This is a genomic window from Flavonifractor sp. An92 (assembly GCF_002159175.1).
Classification (GTDB): domain Bacteria; phylum Bacillota; class Clostridia; order Oscillospirales; family Oscillospiraceae; genus Pseudoflavonifractor_A.
In genome coordinates, this window is record NZ_NFGZ01000040.1 from 1 (window position 1) to 18537 (window position 18537).

Here is an 18537-nt window from a genome sequence, read left to right on the forward strand (position 1 = left end):
GAGCAGGTGGGGGAAGAAGGAGAGGAAGAGGGCATAGCGGAGGAAATTCCGCTCCGGGGGCAGCTTGCCCCGGGCCACGTCCAGCACATACCCCATGGCGGCGAAAAGGTAGAAGGAGAGCCCCGCCGGCAGCAGCAGGTCCAGCGCCGGGGAGGAGATGGAGAACCCCAGGGCGTTCAGGGCCCCCGCCGCCAGAGAACAGGCGAAGTTGAGGTATTTAAAGACGAAGAGGATCCCCACACATAGGATCACGGTGCCGGGGGCGGCCCAGCGCTTGCCCTTTCCGGCCAGGAGCCCCGCCCCGTAGGAGAGCAGGATGGCACACAGAAGGAAGGGGGCGTACTGGGGTCCGGCGGCCAGGTAGAACACCCAGCTCATCACCAGCAGCCACCCGGCCTTGAGCCCCCGGGGGAGCAGCGCATACCCCAGCACCGTCACCGGGAAAAAGCAGAAAAAGGGCGCGGACAGGAAAGCCACGGGCCCCGCCTCCTTTCACAACGGCAGACAAAGATACCGACATTGTACCCAAAGTTTGCCTCTAAGTCAAATCCGGGGCCTCTGGAGGCCCTTCGGCAGGTTGACAGATGGGGGCAAAGTGAGTAAAATGTCAAGGTATGCGCGGGCCCACAGGCCCGCCGTTTGCAAGGAGGAACAAACTGTGAAAGAGAGAGAGACCTTTGCGTCCCGGCTGGGCTTCGTGCTCATCTCGGCCGGGTGCGCCATCGGCCTGGGCAACGTCTGGCGCTTCCCCTACATCGTGGGACAGTACGGCGGCGCGGCCTTTGTGCTGATCTATCTGGCGTTTCTGGTCATCATGGGCCTGCCCATCATGGCCATGGAGTTCGCCGTGGGCCGTGCCAGCCGGAAGAGCGTCATCGTGTCCTTCCAGCAGCTGGAGCCCAAGGGCACCAAGTGGCACTGGTATGGCTGGTTCGGCATGGCCGGCAACTACCTGCTGATGATGTTCTACACCACCATTGCCGGCTGGCTGATGCTCTACTTCTTCAAGATCGCGCTGGGTCAGTTCGAGGGCCTGGACGCCCAGGGGGTCACCGACGCGTTCGGCCAGATGGTGGCCACCCCCGGCATCCAGGTGGTGTTCATGGCCATCGTGGTGATCCTGGGCATGCTGGTGTGCAGCCGCGGCCTTCAGAACGGCGTGGAAAAGGTCAACAAGGTCATGATGCTGTGCCTGCTGGCGCTGCTGGTGGTGCTGGCCATCCGGGCCGTCACCCTGCCCGGCGCGGCTGAGGGCCTGAAGTTCTACCTGGTGCCCAATTTCCAGAACCTCATGTACAACGCCGAGGGCCAGTTCCGCCTGGGCGAGGCGGTGTACGCCGCCATGGGTCAGGCCTTCTTCACCCTGAGCCTGGGCATCGGCGCCATGGCCATCTTCGGCAGCTACATCGGCAAGGACCGCCGCCTCTTCGGCGAGGCCATCAGCGTGGGCGTGCTGGATACCTGTGTGGCCTTCGTCTCCGGCCTCATCATCTTCCCCTCCGCCTTCGCCTTCGGAGTCAACCCCGACGCCGGCGCCAATCTGATCTTTGTCACCCTGCCCAATGTGTTCAACGCCATGCCCGGCGGGCGGCTGTGGGGCGCGCTGTTCTTCGTGTTCCTGTTCTTCGCCGCCCTGTCCACCGTCACCGCCGTGTTTGAGAACATCCTGGCCTGCTGGATGGACAAGTGGAACATCTCTCGTCAGAAGGCGGTGTGGGCCAATCTGGTGCTCATCTTCCTGCTGAGCCTGCCGTGCCTCCTGGGCAACAACCTGTGGAGCGAGGTCAAGCTGCTGGGTATGTGCATCATGGACTTCGAGGACTTCCTGGTCAGCAACAACCTGCTGCCCCTGGGCTCGGTGATTTACCTGCTGTTCTGCTGCGTGTCTCCCAAGTTCGGCTGGGGCTATCAGAACTTCCTCAAGGAGGCCGACCAGGGCCAGGGCATCCGCTTCCCCGCCCTGTTCCGGGTGTACTTCACCTACGTGCTGCCCATCATCGTGCTCATCATCTTCTTCATGGGCTATTGGGACAAATTCGGCCCCAAGGGCTGATTCCAAAACGAAACCAGCGCGCCGCGGCTGCGGCGCGCTGGTTTTTTCTTCTTCTCTGAAAAGTAACAAAAACGGTTACATTTTTAATTTTTCTGAAAATTCACAACCGGCCGGCAAAATGTAACCAAAAAAGTAACCGCTAAGGTGTACCATAGAGGACAACAAGGGAAATCTGTCACCGTATTTCCCGGAAGGAGGTCCGCCATGGCACACCGTACCCAAAGAAAGCTCCGCCGCAGCCCCGCCGGGCGTTCTTCCGGGGAGGAAAAGCGCCGGGAATACCGCTTTACCCCGGCGGAGGACCTCCACACCTTCTGCTTAGAAACCGTGGGTCTGAGCCGGGGAGAGGTCTGGTCGGTGGGGGTGGACTATTTCCGCTTCAACCTGCGCAACGGCAACACCGTGCTGGCCGGACCGGCGCTGGACCGGTTCCGGGACCGCTACGCCTTCACCCTGCCGGTGGAGCCGGAGGAGCTCGCCGCCGTGGAGGCCCGGCTGGGCTACCTGCGGGACGGGCAGTGCAAGCGCACCTTCCGCACCGTGACCCTGCCTCTGGAGGCGCTGGAGCGCCGGGAGGAAGGGGGCTGCACCGTGTTCCGCCCGGTGTGGCGGGCCTATCTGACGGGCGCTGTGCCCGTGCCCGTGCCGCTGGCCGGGGCGGGGGAGGAGACCCCCTGTGAGACGCATTATTCCGCCGGGTTTTAACCGCCGGTCCTTCTTGTTCTGCAAAGGCGCCGCTCTGACTCGAGCGGCGCCTTTGTGCTTTAAATCTCGTTGGAGGCGGAGAGCTTCTGGTCGGTGTCCTCCAGCACGGCCTGCCGCAGGGCGGCCAGGTAGGGGAAGGGGGCGCACTCCGGGACGGCGTAGGTGCGGTTGAGCTCCCGCTCCAGGGGGATCCAGGTGTCCAGGGGGGCCTCGTTGTGCTGAATGACCGCCTCCAGCTTGTCGAGCGCCTTGTACACCCGGGCCTCCGGGGTGTTCAGGGCGTCCATCTCCGCAAAGAGGGCAGTCATCTCTCCCCGCTGGGGCTGGGGCAGCTGGGCCACCAGACCGGCCAGGGCGGTGGATTCCTCGGCTTCGTCGGCCTCACTCTTCTCAAAGGAGGGGATGTCGCCGGTGACGGCCTCACCCCAGTCGTGGATGAGGCACATCCGCAGCACCTTGTCCATGTCCACCTCGGGCAGCTCGTCCTTCAGCAGCAGGGCCATCATGGCCAGACGCCAGGAGTGGGCGGCCACCGTCTCGTGGCGGCCGGTGGAGGTCCAGGAGTGGCGGGTGTTGCACTTGAGGGCCTCCAGACGGTGCAGAAAATCCAAAAAAACGCGGGGTTCCATGGCGATCTCCTCCTTTTGTGTTCGGGGACAGTGTATCACATTCGGGAATCCGGGGCAACCCCAGGAGGGGGTAATTGCCCTCGCCGGGCGGGCGTCCTGCCCGGACAGGGCACCGCTTTCTTTGCAAAGAAAGCGGTGGGAAAGAAAGCCCAGAGGGGAGATACCCCCCTCTGGACTCCCCCAAAACGCTCCCCGGCTTTCATTCTTCTGCGGCGGTATTTCCAAAGTGCGGCGTGGCCAATTCCGGGCTTTCCGCCTATCCGGAAAGCGTTGTACCACGGCAATTGGGGCGGCCCCCGAAAAGGCCGCCCTTTTGGAGGGGAGTGGAGAGGGGAACGAGAAGTTCCCCTCTCCGCCTTTTCTTTCCCCCATTTCTTTTCGCGAAAAGAAATGGGGCGCTGTCCGCGCAGGACGCCCGCGCGGCGAGCGCAAAATCCCCCCAGCCTTGGGCCGGGAGACGATAAAAGGGACGGCCTCCGAAGAGACCGCCCCTGGCTGTGATAAAAAGTGAATGATCCCCGTTCCCGCCCTCGCCCCGGGTCTGGGCCGGCGTGTGGTAGTAAGTGGTGATGTTCCAAAGAACGAAGTGGTCAAAAGTGAGGAACTCGGGCTTACGAAGTGACCTGCGGACTCGAACCGCCGGGCTGCCCGCCGCCCCCCAACAAACGATCACGCCCGCTCCCGCGCGCCGGGGCTACCGTCACAGCATGTCAATCCAGCAGATCGCAGGTCCAGTTCAGACCCTGGATGCGGGTGTCCAGCTCCCGGAACTCCTTGGAGAGCCGGTCCATCTCCCGCTGGAGGGCGCCCAGGTCCAGGGTGAGGACCATGCGCACCTCGCTGTGGGTCAGGCGGTAATCCCGCTGGTTGGCGGTCTGGATGAGGCGGGAGAGCATCTGACGCCGGGTGCGGAGCATGTCCCGCCGGGCCAGGGCGTCGGAGAGGGTCTCGCCGCCCTCCAGTGTCAGGGCGTGGTTGGTGCGGTTGATGCGCTGCACCAGGGTACACAGCTCCCCGGAGAGCGCCTCTGCCCGCTGGAGCAGTTCCTTGGGGTCCTCGGTGGGGGTGTCCCCCTCCTGGATCTTCAGGTTGGAGGAGATGCGCTCCTCCAGGCTCTCCAGCTGGGTCTGGTACTCGCTGCGCAGCAGCAGAGCTTCGGCCAGTTTCATAAAGTCCTCCTTTGGGGCTTACAGACGGCGGTCCAGCTCCTCCCGGATGGCCTCCAGGAAGGCCTTGCTGTCCACGGCCTTGGCGGGGGTCTCGCCCTCCCACAGGCCGGCCAGGTCACGGGTCATGGTGCCGCCCTCGATGGTGGCGATGCTGGCCTCCTCCAGGGCGTCGGCAAAGCGGACCAGGTCCTGGATGCCGTCCAGCTCGCCCCGCTTGCGCAGGGCCCCGGACCAGGCGAAGATGGTGGCCATGGGGTTGGTGGAGGTGCTCTCGCCCTTCAGGTACTTGTAGTAGTGGCGGGTGACGGTGCCGTGGGCGGCCTCATACTCGTAATTGCCCTCGGGGGACACCAGCACGGAGGTCATCATGGCCAGGGAGCCGAAGGCGGTGGAGACCATGTCGCTCATCACGTCACCGTCGTAGTTCTTGCAGGCCCAGATATAGCCGCCCTCGCTGCGGATGACCCGGGCCACCGCGTCGTCGATGAGGGTGTAGAAGTACTCAATGCCCAGCTCGTCGAACTGGCTCTTGTACTCGGCGTCAAAGATCTCCTGGAAAATGTCCTTGAAGGTGTGGTCGTACTTCTTGGAGATGGTGTCCTTGGTGGCGAACCACAGGTCCTGCTTGGTGTCGATGGCGTACTGGAAGCAGGAGCGGGCGAAGGAGCGGATGGAGGTGTCCTTGTTGTACTGGCCCTGGAGCACGCCCGCGCACTCGAAGTCGTAGATGGTCTGGCACAGCTCGGTGCCGTCCTCGCCGTGGAACACCAGCTCGGCGCGGCCGGGGCCGGGGACCCGGTACTCGGTGGACTTGTACACATCGCCGTAGGCGTGACGGGCGATGGTGATGGGCTTCTTCCAGTTCTTCACCACCGGGGAGATGCCCTTCACCATGATGGGAGCGCGGAACACGGTGCCGTCCAGAATGGCGCGGATGGTGCCGTTGGGGGACTTCCACATCTGGTGGAGTTTATACTCGTCCATACGCTGGGCGTTGGGGGTGATGGTGGCGCACTTCACCGCCACGCCGTACTTCTTGGTGGCCTCGGCGGCGTCCACGGTGACCTGATCGCCGGTCTTGTCGCGCTCGGGAAGGCCCAGGTCGTAGTATTCGGTCTTGAGGTCGATATAGGGGGTGAGGAGGATGTCCTTGATATCCTGCCACAGGATACGGGTCATCTCGTCGCCGTCCATTTCCACCAGGGGGGTCTTCATTTGAATCTTGTCCATAGTTGAGTTGCACCTCCGTCCTTGCCAGAGGCAAGTTTTTTCAAGTTGGCGATTTCTAGTATAACGATTTTTCCCAGGAAAAGCAATCCTGAGCTGTCCCTCTTGACAAACTGGGGTTTCGGTGCTATGGTTAATTACACAAGTAATGAACCAATGAACAAGGGGGCGGAGTCATGCGGGGGACCTTGAATGAGCAGTCCCTGATCTATCAGCAGATCGCCGCCATGCTGGAGGACGATATCCTCCGGGGCGTCTACCGGGAGGAGGAGCAGGTGCCCTCCACCAACGAGCTCTCCCGGGCATACAACATCAACCCGGCCACGGCGGGAAAGGGCCTCAATCTCCTGGTGGGGGAGGGCATCCTCTACAAGCGCCGGGGTCTGGGCATGTTCGTGGCGCCGGGGGCGGCGGAGAAAGTGAAGGAGAAACGGCGGGCGGCCTTTGCCGCGCGGTATGTGGCCCCCATGGTCCGGGAGGGGACCTCCCTGGGCCTGAGCGGGGCGGAGCTGCTGGAGCTGGTACAAAAAGCTCTGGAGGAAGGAGAACAGCCATGAACGAGTGTACCCTGAGAGCCGCCGGGCTCAACAAATCCTATGGCACGAACCACGTGCTGCGGGACCTGGACGTGGTCCTGGAGCCGGGGAAGATCTACGGCCTCATCGGCCGCAACGGCGCGGGCAAGACCACCCTGCTGGGCTGCCTCACCGGACAAAACACCTTCCAGTCCGGCGAGGTGACCTGCGGCGGGGAAAAGGTGTGGGAGAACCGCCGCGCGCTGGAGCGCATCTGCTTCTCCCGGGAGCTGCCCGAGACCGTCATGGGCAGCCGCAACAGCCAGAAGATCGGCCACTATCTCAACGCGGCCATGGTCTTTTTCCCCAACTGGGACCAGAAGTACGCCGAGGCGCTTCTGAAAGAGTTCAACCTGGACCCCAAGAAGAAGATCTACGCCCTCTCCCGGGGCCAGCGGTCCATGGTGACCATCCTCATCGCTCTGGCCAGCAAGGCCCCCGTCACCATCCTGGATGAGCCGGTGTCCGGCCTGGACGTGGTGATGCGGGAGCGCTTCTACCAGCTCCTGCTGGAGGAATTCAGCCGCAGCGAGCGGACCTTTGTGGTGTCCACCCACATCATCGAGGAGGCCGCCGCCGTCTTTGAGGAGGTCCTCTTCCTGGACCGGGGGCAGATCATCGAGCACGCCCCGGTGGACGAGCTGGTGGACCAGTTCCGCTATGTCTCCGGCCTTGCCGAAGAGGTGGACCGGGCCTGCACCGGGCTCACCGTCCTCAGCACCCAGGACATGGGACGCCGCCGGACCGCGGCGGTGCGGGGCGGGGAGAAAGCCCTGGCAGAGCTCTCTTCCTACGACGTGGACGTGGCTCCGCTGAACCTCCAGAACGTGTTCGTGGCCCTCTGTGGCCAGGAACACCCCCAGGCGTGAGGGGGGGAGCGTCCATGAAAAATGCCCTGCGCTTTCTCATCCGGAGCCACTGGCCGGTGGTGGTGTCCTTTCTGATCTACGGCGGGGTGATGATGGCCTATGCCGCCACCGGCGGCACCCGAAGCGATGGAATCCTGACCACCTATTACTACCTTTTCCCCCTGGTTCCCGCCCTGTTCCTGTCCATTTTTCAGTTCAGCAGCGGTACCGCCTATCTGAGCATGGCCCTCTCCATGGGCTGCACCCGGCGGGCCTATTTCGGGGCCAATCAGGTGCTGATGGTGCTGAGTGTCCTGGTGAACTGGGTCCTCACCGCGCTCTTTCTCTTCCTGCCCCAGTGGCTGGGGTGGCAGGGGGTGGAGCCCTTCATGCCGGCAGCTGCCCTGCCCCTCCTGCCGCTGGTGACGCTGGCGGTGGGAGAGTGCTCCTCCGCGGCGGGCCTGCTGCGGCGGGAGCACGCGGTCCTGGGCGTAGTCTGCTACGGCGTGGCCTTTGTGGCCCTGATGTGCCTGGCCGTCCTGGTCCAAGTCGTCAAGCAGGTCTGGCTGTGGGGGGACCTGCCCGCCATCCTGCTGAGTGTTTCTGTGATTCTGGGGGTGCTGTGCCTCGTCGTGGAGGTGCAGCAGACCCGCCAGGCCGTTGTGAGGTGATGCTATGACCAGTATCCTGCGCTGTGACCGGTTCGACTTCCGGCTCTATTTCCTCATCCCCCTGGGCATTTTCCTGCTGTGCGGGCTCATCAACACCGCGGTCGGGCTGCTGGGGGTGGAGAGCACCTTTGTGTTTCTCCCTATCTTTCTGCTGCTGGCCTGCATCCTGCTGGGGCTGGGCGGCGGATTGTCCGCCGTGCTCTTTACCTTCCCCCTGGCCGTGTCCTTCAGCACACCCCGCCGCCGGGCGCTGGGGGCCGTGGTGTTTTATCTGGCTGCGGCCTGGGTAGTGCTGGCGGGGTTCTCCGCCGGGCTGACCCTTCTGGACCGCTGGTATGTCTACACGGCCATGCCGGTGCTTTTTCCCGGGCTGGAGGTTTTGGGCGACCCCCTCTATGAGCTGGGGGTGTCCTACCTCATCGCGGCGGCGGCGCTGGGCATCGTGGGGGGCTTTTTGGGCGGCGCGGTGATCCTCCGCTTCGGCCGCAAGGGCGGCTGGGCCCTGTGGGGCATCTATATGGCGGCCATCCTCTTCCGGGAGCAGATCGCCTGGGAGGCCATGGTGGGGGCCTGGCCCTACTGGCTCTTTGTGCTGGTCCTCCTGCTGGGGCTGGCCGTGTGGAGCCTGCTGCGCTGGGATGTCAAGAACTGATTGGAACCGGCCCTGCCGGGAGTGCGCTCGCCGCACGGGCGTCCTACCCGGACAGGGCCCGATTTCTTTTCGCGGAAAAGAAATCGGGGAAAGAAAAGGCGGAGAGGGGAACTTCTCGTTCCCCTCTCCACTCCCCTCCAAAAGGGCGGCCTTTTAAGGGCCGCCCGTATTTGCCAGGGTGCTCCCGCCGAGCAGGCGGCCCGCGCGGCGAGCGCGCAAAAAATTTTGCACGCATCGGGAACCAACCGACTGTCCCACCCGTGTTAAGGGCAGAAAGGAGGGAATGGCCGTGGAGAGACAATGGAGCGACCCTGAGGAGCTGGCCCGGCGCTATGGTCCGGCGGTCTTTCGCCTGGCCTACGCCCGCACCGGTTCCCGGACCGACGCGGAGGACGTCATGCAGGAGGTCTTTCTCCGCCTGCTGCGGGCCCGGCCCACGTTCTCCGGGGAGGAGCACGCCAAAGCCTGGCTCCTGCGGGTGGCGGCCAACTGCGCCAACGACCTGTTCCGCGCCCCCTGGCGGAAGCGGGAGGAGCCGCTGACCGAGGGCCTGTCCGCCCCGGCGGAGCCGGAGCGGGGCGGCGTGGTGGAGGCGGTGCTGGCACTGCCGCCCAAGTACCGCGCGGCGGTACATCTCTACTACTACGAGGAGCTGAGCGTGGAGGAGATCGCGGAGATTTTAGGCAAGCGCCCGGGGACCATCAAGTCGAGGCTCTACCGGGCCCGGACGCAGATGCGGCGGTATTTGATGGAGGAGGAGCAGGATGCGCAGCGATTATAAACGAGAAATGGACCGGCTTTCTCCCAGCCCGGAGGCCATGACGCGCCTGGAGGAGGCCATGCGGACGGAGGTACCCGCCCGGGGGACCCACCCTTTCCGCTTCGGGCGGAAGGCAGTGCTGGCGGTTGCGGTGTGCGCGGCGTTGGCCCTGTCTGCCGTAGCGGCGGGCCCCACGGTGTGGCAGGTCCTCCAGAACCAATTGGGAGTTTTGGCCCCTCTGGCCGTTCCGGCCGAGGGCGTGGTGGCCGATCAGGGCGTGGAGGTGCGCCTGGTGGGCAGCATCAGCGACGGCTATGAAGCCCGGGTCTACTTTACCGCCACCGACCAGGTGGGCGGGCGCTTCAACGAGCATACCCAGGTGGGCGTCCAGTTGGCGGGCGACTGGGTGGGGCGCGGTGCAGCGCTGGGAAAGGAGATCCTCGCCCGGAACGAGGAGGCACAGGAGATCCTGGTAGAGGCCAATCTGACCGGTGTGGACAGCTCCATGCCTCTGACTCTGGAGGTGTATGGGTTCGATTCGGCCAGCCGGACGGTGCGTGTGGAACAACTGCCCCGCCCGGAGGAGCCCCAGACGGCCTCTGCCACCAAGGCAAACGGGACCACGGTGCTCCTGCCCGGCGAAGCCCCGGAGGAGATCGCCGAGGGCCTGTTCCTCTCGGCCATGGGCTTCGATGCCGACGGACTTTTCCACATCCGTGTGGACTATGGGGAGGGCTACCGGCCGGGCAAATGGCTCTTTGTCATCCCCCTGAGCGCCGCTTACCCGGATCAGACCTACTATGAGCAGGACTGCATCCGTACCGAGCTGGAGAACGGCGTGGACCTGGCCTATCCCCGGGTGACCAAGGAGGCCTGGGATGACATCCAGGGCTTCTATGTGGACGGCGGCTATGTTGGTCCTGAGGCTGTAATCGAGGGGACCTGGGAGCTGCCGGTGACGCTGGAGCAGTCCGAGACCCGGACGGTGGAATTGGATCAGATCGTGGGCAACTTCCGGATCGGACAGGTGGAGGTCTCCCAGCTGGGCGTGGTGGTCACCTATGAGCGCCTGAACGGGGAGCCCGGGTGGTTCACCAATGTGCAGCTGATCCGAATGGACGGCACGGCCATCCCCCTGGAGGTCGAACTGGGTTCCACGCTTACGGAGAATGGACGGACGGCCTACACCCGCTGGTCGATGGAGGAGCCGGTGGAAAACCTGGAGGACCTGGACTATCTGATGCTGGGTGATGTGCGGGTGGAGCTGAACTGAACCCGGCCAGGCCGGGGAGCGCGCCTACTCGGCGGGAGCACCGCTTTCTTTGCAAAGAAAGCGGTGGGAAAGAAAGCCCAGAGGGGGGATACCCCCCTCTGGACTCCCCCAAGACGCATCCCGGCCTTCATCCGGCTGCAGCGGTATTTCCAAAGTGCGGCGTGGCCAATTCCAGGCTTTCCGCCTATCCGGAAAGCGTTGTACCCTGGCAATATGGGCGGCCCCATAAAAGGCCGCCCTTTTGGAGGGGAGTGGAGAGGGGAACGAGAAGTTCCCCTCTCCGCCTTTTCTTTCCCCGGTTTCTTTTCGCGAAAAGAAATCGGGCCCCCGCTGGGTAAGCGGCCCGCGCGGCGAGCGCAAATCCTCCCGGCTTCCCGGGAAACAAAAAACCCCCGCTCCGGAACGGTTTCCGAAGCGGGGGCAATTTTATTCTGAGGAAAGGGCTTACTTCACGCTCTCGCCGGCGGCCTTCTTGGCCTTGATCTCCTTCAGAGCGTCCTTGTAGGACAGGTTCACGCGGCCCTTCTCGTCGATGTCGGTGACCTTGACCCAGATCATGTCGCCGATGTTGACCACGTCCTCCACCTTCTCCACGCGGCGGTCAGCCAGCTTGGAGATGTGGACCATGCCATCCTTGCCGGGAGCCAGCTCCACGAAGGCGCCGAACTGCAGAATGCGGACCACCTTGCCGTAGTACAGCTGACCCACCTGGGGCACAAAGACGATGGTCTCGATGATCTTCTTGGCGGCGTCGCAGCTCTCGGCGTTCTCGCCGGCAATGTAGATGGTGCCGTCGTCCTCGATGTCGATCTTGGCGCCGGTGTCGGCACAGATCTTCTGGATGACCTTGCCGCCGGAGCCAATCACTTCGCGGATCTTGTCCACGTCGATCTTCATCTTCACCATCTTGGGGGCGGTGGGAGCCACCTCGGGACGGGGCTCAGCGATGCAGGGCAGCATGATCTCGTCCAGGATGGCGAAGCGGGCGTCCTTGGTGATCTCCAGGGCTTCCTTGATGATCTCGTGGGACAGGCCGTCGTTCTTCAGGTCCATCTGGATGGCGGTGATGCCCTTCTTGGTGCCGGCCACCTTGAAGTCCATCTCGCCGTGGAAGTCCTCCACGCCCTGGATGTCGATGAAGGTGGTGAAGCCGCCGTTGTCGTCCTGGATGAGGCCGCAGGAGATGCCGGCCACGGGGGCCTTGATGGGCACGCCGGCATCCATGAGGGCCAGGGTGGAGCCGCAGATGGAGCCCTGAGAGGTGGAGCCGTTGGAGCTCAGGACCTCAGAGACCACGCGGATGGCGTAGGGAAACTCCTCCACGCTGGGGATGACGGGCTCCAGAGCCCGCTCCGCCAGGGCGCCGTGGCCGTACTCGCGGCGGTTGGTGGACCGGGCGCCGCGGGCCTCGCCCACAGAGTAGGAGGGGAAGTTGTAGTGGTGCATGTACCGCTTCTCGGTCTCCTCCCAGATGGTGTCCAGCTTCTGGGCGGCGGAGAGGGTGTTCAGGGTACAGACGGAGAGGACCTGGGTCTGGCCGCGGGTGAAGAGGCCGGAGCCGTGGACGCGGGGCAGCACGCCCACCTCGGCGGCCAGAGGACGGATCTCGTTCTTGGCGCGGCCGTCCACGCGGTGGCCCTCCAGGAGCCAGGCCTTGACGATCTTCTTCTGGAACTTGTAGGTGATCTCGTCCAGGTACTTGTCCATCTCGGGGTACTCTTCCAGGAAGAGCTCGTGCCAGTGGTCGATCAGGGCGTTCCAGCGCTCCTCGCGGACGTTCTTGTCGTCGGTGTCCATGGCGGCCTTGGCCTCGTCCATGGTGGCGGCGACGATCTTGTCGAAGAGCTCCTGGTCGAAGTCGGCGTGCTCATACTCCATCTTGGGCTTGCCGATCTCGGCCACGATGTTGTTGATGAAGGCGACCTGCTTGCGGATCTCCTCGTGGGCCTTCACGATGCCCTCGTACATGATCTCGTCGGGGATCTCCTTGGCGCCGGCCTCGATCATGACCACCTTGCCGTCAGTGGCGGCCACGGTCACGTCCATGAGGGAAGTCTTGCGCTGCTCCTGATTGGGGTTGAGGACGATCTCGCCGTCGCAGTAGCCCACCTCCAGGCAGCCGATGGGGCCGGCCCAGGGGATCTCGGAGTAGGAGAGGCACACGGAGGTGCCGATCATGGCGGCCACCTCGGGGGAGCAGTCATAGTCCACGCTCATGACGGTGCAGGTGACGCACACGTCGTTGCGGAAGTCGCTGGGGAACAGGGGCCGGATGGGCCGGTCGATCAGGCGGGAGGCCAGCACGGCGGGCAGGGAGGGGCGGCCCTCACGGCGCATGAAGGAGCCGGGGATGCGGCCCACGGCGTAGAGCTTCTCCTCAAAGTCCACGCTCAGGGGGAAGAAGTCCACGCCGTCGCGGGGACGGGGGGACACGGTGACGGCCACCATGACGGTGGTCTCGCCGTACTTGACCATGCAGGCGGCGTTGGCCAGCTCCGCCACCTTGCCGATCTCGATGGTCAGGGGGCGGCCGGCCAGGTCCATGGAGTAGCTCTTGAAGCCGGGGAAGGCTCTGTGCTTGATGACAGTAGACATGATTTGTCCTCCTTTTCTGGCGCACGGCAGAGCCCGTCAGCCCTTTAGCACTTGAATCCGGGTCCGGGGGGTACGCTCCGGGCCCACATTCAACTGCTAAAAAAGCAGTTCGGGTCTGCGCGGCGCAAAGTTTGATGTTTGGGGGGAATACTGGCAGAAAGGGTGGTGCGGAAACCCACACCACCCCCATAGCGCAATTACTTACGGATACCCAGCTTCGCGATAATGGCGCGGTAACGCTCGATGTCCTTGGCAGCCAGATAGTCCAGCATCTTGCGGCGCTTACCGACCATCTTCAGCAGGCCACGACGGCTGTGGTTGTCGTGGATGTGCACCTTCAGATGCTCGGTCAGCTCCTGAATGCGGGCAGTCAGGATGGCGATCTGGACCTCGGGGGAGCCAGTATCGGTCTCGTGGGTGCGGTTGGCCTCGATGACGGCCGTCTTCTCGTCCTTACGGATCATGGGAAAATTCCACCTTTCTGTTGTTTGCCCGGAAACTGAGAGGGGGGCGGGTGAAATCCCGCCTGCGAGCGGGCCTGTCTCCCCCGACTAAGTTTAGGGTCTGCGCACTCAACGTGCCGTTTTACTATATCACAATCATACCCCGGTGTAAAGAAAAATATCAACTATTTTCCACTCTTTTGGCCTCAGGGGCAGCGCCGCGCGGCGGCGTCGAGCACCTGACGGAGGAGAGAGAGCTCCAGGGGATTGCGCTGGTGCATGAGGCTGTTGCGGGCGTCGTAGCAGAGGCGCACTTCGGTCCAGACCTCCGGGGGGACCTGGATCTGTCCGCAGTTGCGGAAGTGGACCAGGTGGCGCAGCTCCAGGTCGTACACGGAGGTGTACTGGTTGCCGAACTCATCCTGATAGGGGAGGAGCGGCGCGCAGACGTCCGAGAGGTCCTCCAGCAGGGAGATGCGCAGGTCCTCCAGCAGGGGGAGGAGGAGCCGCAGCTGGGCGCGGCGGACGTGGTGGACCGCCTCCCGCTGGGCCAGGCCCAGAAGGTCGCTCACCGTGGGCACCGGGTCCTCCAGCAGCCCCTTGTGGGCGGAGAGGAGGAGGGGCAGCCGCTCCGGGGCGGGGCCGGTGAGCTCCACGCACAGGGCGGCCAGGTAGTCCATGAGGCCGGGCTCCGCGCCGCCCTCGCTCACCGCCATGGTGCAGAACTGGGTGGCGTCGAAGGGGCGCAGCACGTCGTCGGCCGAGATGGTCCGCACCTTTTTGCGCTGGATGCGCTTCCCGTCCAGCTCCAGCACCACCGCGCACCGCCCGGCGGCCGGGAGCGCGGCGAACTCGCCCAGCCGGGCAGCCCAGGCGGCCTGGTCCTCCTCGGTCAGGCCGCAGAGCCAGAGGATCTGCCCGTCCAGCGCCCCCCGCTTGTCCAGAAAGGCGGGCAGGGTGGCGGTGGACAGGAAGCCCCGGGTACACTGGGGGGCGAAGCGGGCAAGGAACTCATCCTCGCTCAGGGGCTGGCCCCAGAAATCCTCCGGCGGGTGCACCCGCAGGGTGCCGGCGCGGCTCTCGGCCTCCTCCAGCACCAGGGAGCGGAAGGTCTCCGGCCAGGGCAGGGTGGCGCTGTGGTGGAAGAAGATCACGCCCCGGCTCTGAATGGCCTGGACCAGCTGCTCCCGCAGGGCGGCGGGGCCGTGGACCCGCTCCCACCAGAGCCGGTCAAAGGAGGGGAGGAACATCTTACTCGGCCTCCTCTCCGCTGAAGCTGAGCAGCTCGTTGAACACCGTCTCGTGGTCGCCCATCATGTGGCGGAAGTTGGCGCCGTTGAAGGTGTAGCGGCCGTTCATGGACACCAGCACGTTGAGCTGCTCCATCTCGGACAGGAGGACCTTCACGCTCTCGTCGGGCAGGCAGGTGATGGAGTTGATGTTGAAGTACTGGCACGCCCCCAGGATCTCCTGGAAGGTGTAGCCCTGCACGGCGTTCTCGGGCTGGTCATAGTAGCAGTAGGCCAGGGCGTAGGCCAGGATGCGGTAGTAGAGCTTGTCCTCCTCCACGTCCAGGGTGATGAAGAACTTGTCCCGGATCTGGGTGGTGAAGTCCTCCTTCTGGAGGAGCACGCGGATCTGGTTCTCGTCCAGGCGGTAGGGCGGGCGGGCGTCGGCGTTGCTCATGGCGCTGCACAGGGACTCCACCAGCTGGGCGCAGTAGAAGTGGATGAGGCCGGGGTAGTAGTTGGTGCTCAGCAAAATCTGGGACAGGAGCACCGTCTGGTCCTTGTCCAGCCGGAAGCCCAGGTAGTAGAGAGGCTCCTCCAGCAGCTGGCTGGCCTCCTGATAGGTGAGGGGTTTGATGGTGAGGCTGCCCAGCTTGCCCAGGACGCTGTTGTTGCGGGTGGCCTCCCGGGAGAAGCGCATGACGTTGTGGAGACCGGCCAGGACGAACTTGAAGCGGCCGTCGGTGGCGGTCTGGAGCTGGTGGAGCAGCTCCACCGGGCGGTAGCTGCACGCGGCGGAGGAGGCCAGGAACTGGTCGGCCTCATCCATCAGCAGCAGGAAGCGATTCACCGGCCGGGCGGGGTCGTCCATGCGCTGGAGGATGAGGGTGTACAGATCGTCCCAGCTGGCGGGGCCGGAGGCGGTGGGCTTGAGGAAGCCGCAGGCGGTGAGGCAGGCGTAGAGCTTGTCCAGGGCCTCGGGGTAGTCGCAGCGGTAGAGCACGTCGGTGTACACCGCCCACTTGCCGTTCTCCCGGTCGTCCTCCAGGCTGGCGGCCCGGCGGAGCAGGGCGGTCTTACCCAGCTGACGGCCGCCGTAGATGATGTTGGCGCCGCCGTTGCGGAGGATCTCCTCCAGCTGGGTCTTGCGGCCCATGAACATCTCGGGGGGGATGGGGGTGTCGCCCTTCACATAGGGGTTGTAGAAGTGGAAGGGCAGCGCGCACTGGAGCAGCACCTTGCCGCGCTCGGAGTCGGGGTAGCCGGTGAGGAAGAGGGCCAGGATGCGGTCCAGCACCAGGCAGGTGGACAGGTGGGCGCTCTCCCGCTTGAGCTTGAGGGCCATGGCGCAGCGCTCGGGCAGGGGGAGGGCGTAGTCCAGCAGGAAGAGGGTGGGGGTGTCGGTGCGGCCCAGGCGGTTGATGAGATCCACCAGCTCGTCGGCGGTCTTGCGGCCGGAGAGGATGCGCACGTTGAGACCGGTGCGGGCGAGCTGGGTGCCGAAGGCGGCGATGGGGTGGGGGTAGGTAAAGACGCGGGCGGCCACCGGCTCCATTTCAGCCTTGAAGGTGTTGGCGTCGCTGCCGCGGGTCACCCGGCGGACGGAGAAGGACAGGTGCCGCAGCAGCTCCTGCACCATCTCGGGGGTGCTGTTGTTGCTCTTGGGCCAGGCGCGGATCATCAGCCGGGCGGAGCGCTTGGTGCTGTTCTTGTCCTGCCCGGCGTCGCCGGCGAACTGGTTGTAAATGTGCTCCAGGGTGCGGCCCTGGCTGCCGTCGCCGGTGCACAGGCGGTTCAGCGGGGCGTACTGCTCCTGGAGGAAGCGGCGCAGGTGGTCCTGCTCCGGGGGCTTCTGGAGGAGGTTGCTCTCCGGGGGCACGGTGATGTTCTCCTTGACCATCAGCTGCATGTAGTCGTGGGCCACGCTGAACATCTTGTCCTGGAGGAGCTGCTCGATCTTGTCAAACATGGGGCAGGCGGGGAAGGTCTCCTTGAGCTGGTCGAACTCATAGCGGTAGCGGGGCTCCAGGCGCTCGGCCTCCCGCTGCACCGCGGCCAGACAGGCCTCCATGGTGCGGCGGTAGAAGCCCCAGTTGCTGCTGGCCTCATAGCGGGCGCGCAGAGCCTCGATGACGGCCCGGGAGAGCTCCTCCTTGCGGGTGTGGTCCTCGATCTGGCCGTAAGTGGCGGCCAGCTCCAGCCGGGCCCGGAACTGCAGCTCCTCCTCGTCCACCAGGCTGGTGACCTTGCGCACGTCGGAGCTGATGTCGGCCCGGTCCAGCAGCTCCGGGCGGGGGCCCTGGTGGGCGGTGAGCTGGTCGATGCAGCGGGCGGTGCCGAAGTTGTAGCAGTCGGGGGCGGCGGGGTCGTCGCTCCAGATGCGCTCCAGGACGCTGTTCCAGTCGGTGCCGTCCTTGGCGTCCAGGCGGCGCTGGTGTTCCTCCAGGCGCTTCCAGGGCTCAAAGCCGGGGATGATGGACTCGGCGTTCTCGAACACGGGCAGCAGCTCGGAGGTCAGCTCCACCTGTCCGGTGCGCAGGAAGTCCACATAGAACTCCCGCCGGTCCACCGGCTTCCCCTCCAGGGAGTCGATGAGCTCGCTCAGGGTGAAGCGCAGCACCACGGCCGCACTGTACCCCAGCACGTCGCCGCCGGGGCGGTCGCCGAGCAGCTCCCGGGCCTCCTGGAACAGCTCCAGCAGCCGGTCCCGGTCGGACAGGATCTGCTTGGCCTTCTCCTCGCCCATGGCGGTGGCCTCAGAGCACTCCAGCCACTGGGCGCACACCTCCAGACAGTTTTGGAAACGGCTGAAGGCCATACTGCGGGCCCGGCCCTTCAGGGTCTCCTTCTGCTTGTACTTGGAGGGCTGGTCGTCCCACACCCGGTCGATGTGGCGGTAGACCGCCCGCTGGTCGGGGTGGCCGTCGCCGTCCAGCAGGGCGGCGCAGGTCTCCTCCACCGTGGAGCGGCGGTTGACGTCGTTCTGCTCCACGATGGACAGGCACTCCCGCAGGTCGCTCTGGTTGCCGAACAGGACCTCGAAGAGGCTCTTGATGCGGTTGGTGTACACGTCCACCCGGTTATAATGGCCGTCCAGGATGCTCCGGGCTTTGCGGGAGAGTTCCTGGGTCCGCTGGTTGATGTCGCCCCACATCTGACACTGGCGGATGAGCTGGGGCTCAAAGCCGCGGCGGCGGTCCCGCAGGGTGCGCACCAGCAGCTCCAGGGCGGCGCGCACCGGGGGCAGGGTGTCGGCCAGGGGGCCGGAGGCCATGCTCTGCAGGGCGTCGGCGGCCTGATACCAGGCCTGGCCCGCCTCGGCGGTGAAGGCCATGCGGAGGTAGGCGCTGAGGGTGAGGCAGCTCAGAGGCTCGCCCTCCAGACCGGAGCCGGCGTCGGAGTACACCTGGGTCAGCCGGTCGGGGAGGTAGTGGCAGGGCTCCGCCGGGTCATCCAGCGCGTAGGTGAACTGGAGCACCCGGGGCGCATAGCTCTTGTCCAGGTCCCGCAGGACCCGCAGCAGGCACAGGCCGGTCTGGAAATGCTCCTCGGCAAACCACTCCAGGGCCTTGCGCCACAGCGCTTCGGGGCGGACGCTCAGGGTGAACAGGCAGCGGCCATTCTTCGCTTCCAGAACGGACTCCTCCACGGGGGCGGGTTCCTCGACGGGGACAGGCTCTTCCACAGGGGCGGGCTCTTCCACAGGGG

Annotated in this window: 15 protein-coding genes and 1 pseudogene; 8 read left to right on the forward strand and 8 right to left on the reverse strand. The window is 64.9% G+C overall.

Features of this window, described 5'->3' with window-relative positions; translation table 11 throughout:
* Window positions 1–477: pseudogene (locus B5G43_RS15930) on the reverse strand (MBOAT family protein); the annotation flags it as partial.
* Between the two features lie 181 nt (window positions 478–658).
* Between B5G43_RS15930 and B5G43_RS15935 the strand changes: the two are divergent.
* A complete protein-coding gene (locus B5G43_RS15935; RefSeq protein ID WP_242960644.1) occupies window positions 659–2053 on the forward strand; it encodes a sodium-dependent transporter in 1395 nt (464 codons plus the stop codon).
* 204 nt (window positions 2054–2257) lie between these two features.
* On the forward strand, window positions 2258–2758 hold the full coding sequence (locus B5G43_RS15940) for a hypothetical protein (RefSeq protein WP_087263088.1): 501 nt from the start codon (window positions 2258–2260) through the stop codon (window positions 2756–2758).
* Window positions 2759–2817: 59 nt separating this feature from the next.
* Here B5G43_RS15940 and B5G43_RS15945 read toward each other — a convergent pair whose 3' ends face one another.
* The 3 genes from B5G43_RS15945 to B5G43_RS15955 form a co-directional block, all read right to left on the reverse strand.
* On the reverse strand, window positions 2818–3387 hold the full coding sequence (locus B5G43_RS15945) for an HD domain-containing protein (protein WP_087263090.1): 570 nt from the start codon (window positions 3385–3387) through the stop codon (window positions 2818–2820).
* A gap of 710 nt (window positions 3388–4097) precedes the next feature.
* On the reverse strand, window positions 4098–4556 hold the full coding sequence (locus tag B5G43_RS15950) for a DIP1984 family protein (protein ID WP_087263092.1): 459 nt from the start codon (window positions 4554–4556) through the stop codon (window positions 4098–4100).
* An 18-nt stretch (window positions 4557–4574) separates the two neighbouring features.
* Complete coding sequence (locus B5G43_RS15955) at window positions 4575–5786, reverse strand: NADP-dependent isocitrate dehydrogenase (RefSeq protein WP_087263094.1); 1212 nt, start codon at window positions 5784–5786, stop codon at window positions 4575–4577.
* A 173-nt stretch (window positions 5787–5959) separates the two neighbouring features.
* Here B5G43_RS15955 and B5G43_RS15960 point away from each other — a divergent pair, with 173 nt between their 5' ends.
* The 6 genes from B5G43_RS15960 to B5G43_RS15985 all read left to right on the forward strand — a co-directional run bounded on the left by B5G43_RS15960 (window position 5960) and on the right by B5G43_RS15985 (window position 10562).
* A complete protein-coding gene (locus B5G43_RS15960; protein WP_087263096.1) occupies window positions 5960–6340 on the forward strand; it encodes a GntR family transcriptional regulator in 381 nt (126 codons plus the stop codon).
* Window positions 6337–7227, forward strand: a complete 891-nt coding sequence (locus tag B5G43_RS15965) for an ABC transporter ATP-binding protein (RefSeq protein ID WP_087263098.1) — start codon at window positions 6337–6339, stop codon at window positions 7225–7227. The genes B5G43_RS15960 and B5G43_RS15965 overlap by 4 nt, the downstream gene beginning before the upstream one ends.
* A gap of 14 nt (window positions 7228–7241) precedes the next feature.
* Window positions 7242–7877: a hypothetical protein gene (locus B5G43_RS15970; protein WP_087263100.1), complete on the forward strand. Its 636-nt coding sequence runs from the start codon at window positions 7242–7244 to the stop codon at window positions 7875–7877.
* Between the two features lie 4 nt (window positions 7878–7881).
* Window positions 7882–8529 (forward strand): hypothetical protein, encoded by a 648-nt coding sequence (locus tag B5G43_RS15975; RefSeq protein ID WP_087263101.1) that lies wholly within the window; start codon window positions 7882–7884, stop codon window positions 8527–8529.
* Window positions 8530–8812: 283 nt separating this feature from the next.
* Window positions 8813–9310 carry an RNA polymerase sigma factor gene (locus B5G43_RS15980; RefSeq protein ID WP_242960646.1) on the forward strand — a complete coding sequence of 166 codons (498 nt, stop codon included), beginning with the start codon at window positions 8813–8815 and terminating at the stop codon, window positions 9308–9310.
* Window positions 9294–10562, forward strand: coding sequence for a hypothetical protein (locus B5G43_RS15985; RefSeq protein WP_087380065.1), 1269 nt, complete (start codon window positions 9294–9296; stop codon window positions 10560–10562). The genes B5G43_RS15980 and B5G43_RS15985 overlap by 17 nt, the downstream gene beginning before the upstream one ends.
* 444 nt (window positions 10563–11006) lie before the next feature.
* On the opposite strand, the gene B5G43_RS15990 is transcribed toward B5G43_RS15985, so the two are convergent.
* The 4 genes from B5G43_RS15990 to B5G43_RS16005 form a co-directional block, all read right to left on the reverse strand.
* On the reverse strand, window positions 11007–13157 hold the full coding sequence (locus B5G43_RS15990; protein ID WP_087263106.1) for a polyribonucleotide nucleotidyltransferase: 2151 nt from the start codon (window positions 13155–13157) through the stop codon (window positions 11007–11009).
* Between the two features lie 197 nt (window positions 13158–13354).
* Window positions 13355–13621 (reverse strand): 30S ribosomal protein S15, encoded by a 267-nt coding sequence (gene rpsO / locus B5G43_RS15995; RefSeq protein WP_087263108.1) that lies wholly within the window; start codon window positions 13619–13621, stop codon window positions 13355–13357.
* A 185-nt stretch (window positions 13622–13806) separates the two neighbouring features.
* Window positions 13807–14850, reverse strand: a complete 1044-nt coding sequence (locus tag B5G43_RS16000; protein WP_087263111.1) for a hypothetical protein — start codon at window positions 14848–14850, stop codon at window positions 13807–13809.
* Window position 14851: 1 nt separating this feature from the next.
* Window positions 14852–18514 carry a hypothetical protein gene (locus B5G43_RS16005; protein WP_143382892.1) on the reverse strand — a complete coding sequence of 1221 codons (3663 nt, stop codon included), beginning with the start codon at window positions 18512–18514 and terminating at the stop codon, window positions 14852–14854.
* Between the last annotated feature and the right edge of the window lie 23 nt (window positions 18515–18537).

Bases quoted from the DNA above. Each gene is read 5' to 3' on its own strand.
- B5G43_RS15940 (WP_087263088.1), top strand. From the start codon at position 2,258: ATGGCACACCGTACCCAAAGAAAGCTCCGCCGCAGCCCCGCCGGGCGT.
- B5G43_RS15945 (WP_087263090.1), bottom strand. From the start codon at position 3,387: ATGGAACCCCGCGTTTTTTTGGATTTTCTGCACCGTCTGGAGGCCCTC.
- B5G43_RS15950 (WP_087263092.1), bottom strand. From the start codon at position 4,556: ATGAAACTGGCCGAAGCTCTGCTGCTGCGCAGCGAGTACCAGACCCAG.
- B5G43_RS15955 (WP_087263094.1), bottom strand. From the start codon at position 5,786: ATGGACAAGATTCAAATGAAGACCCCCCTGGTGGAAATGGACGGCGAC.
- B5G43_RS15960 (WP_087263096.1), top strand. From the start codon at position 5,960: ATGCGGGGGACCTTGAATGAGCAGTCCCTGATCTATCAGCAGATCGCC.
- B5G43_RS15965 (WP_087263098.1), top strand. From the start codon at position 6,337: ATGAACGAGTGTACCCTGAGAGCCGCCGGGCTCAACAAATCCTATGGC.
- B5G43_RS15970 (WP_087263100.1), top strand. From the start codon at position 7,242: ATGAAAAATGCCCTGCGCTTTCTCATCCGGAGCCACTGGCCGGTGGTG.
- B5G43_RS15975 (WP_087263101.1), top strand. From the start codon at position 7,882: ATGACCAGTATCCTGCGCTGTGACCGGTTCGACTTCCGGCTCTATTTC.
- B5G43_RS15980 (WP_242960646.1), top strand. From the start codon at position 8,813: ATGGCCGTGGAGAGACAATGGAGCGACCCTGAGGAGCTGGCCCGGCGC.
- B5G43_RS15985 (WP_087380065.1), top strand. From the start codon at position 9,294: ATGCGCAGCGATTATAAACGAGAAATGGACCGGCTTTCTCCCAGCCCG.
- B5G43_RS15990 (WP_087263106.1), bottom strand. From the start codon at position 13,157: ATGTCTACTGTCATCAAGCACAGAGCCTTCCCCGGCTTCAAGAGCTAC.
- rpsO (WP_087263108.1), bottom strand. From the start codon at position 13,621: ATGATCCGTAAGGACGAGAAGACGGCCGTCATCGAGGCCAACCGCACC.
- B5G43_RS16000 (WP_087263111.1), bottom strand. From the start codon at position 14,850: ATGTTCCTCCCCTCCTTTGACCGGCTCTGGTGGGAGCGGGTCCACGGC.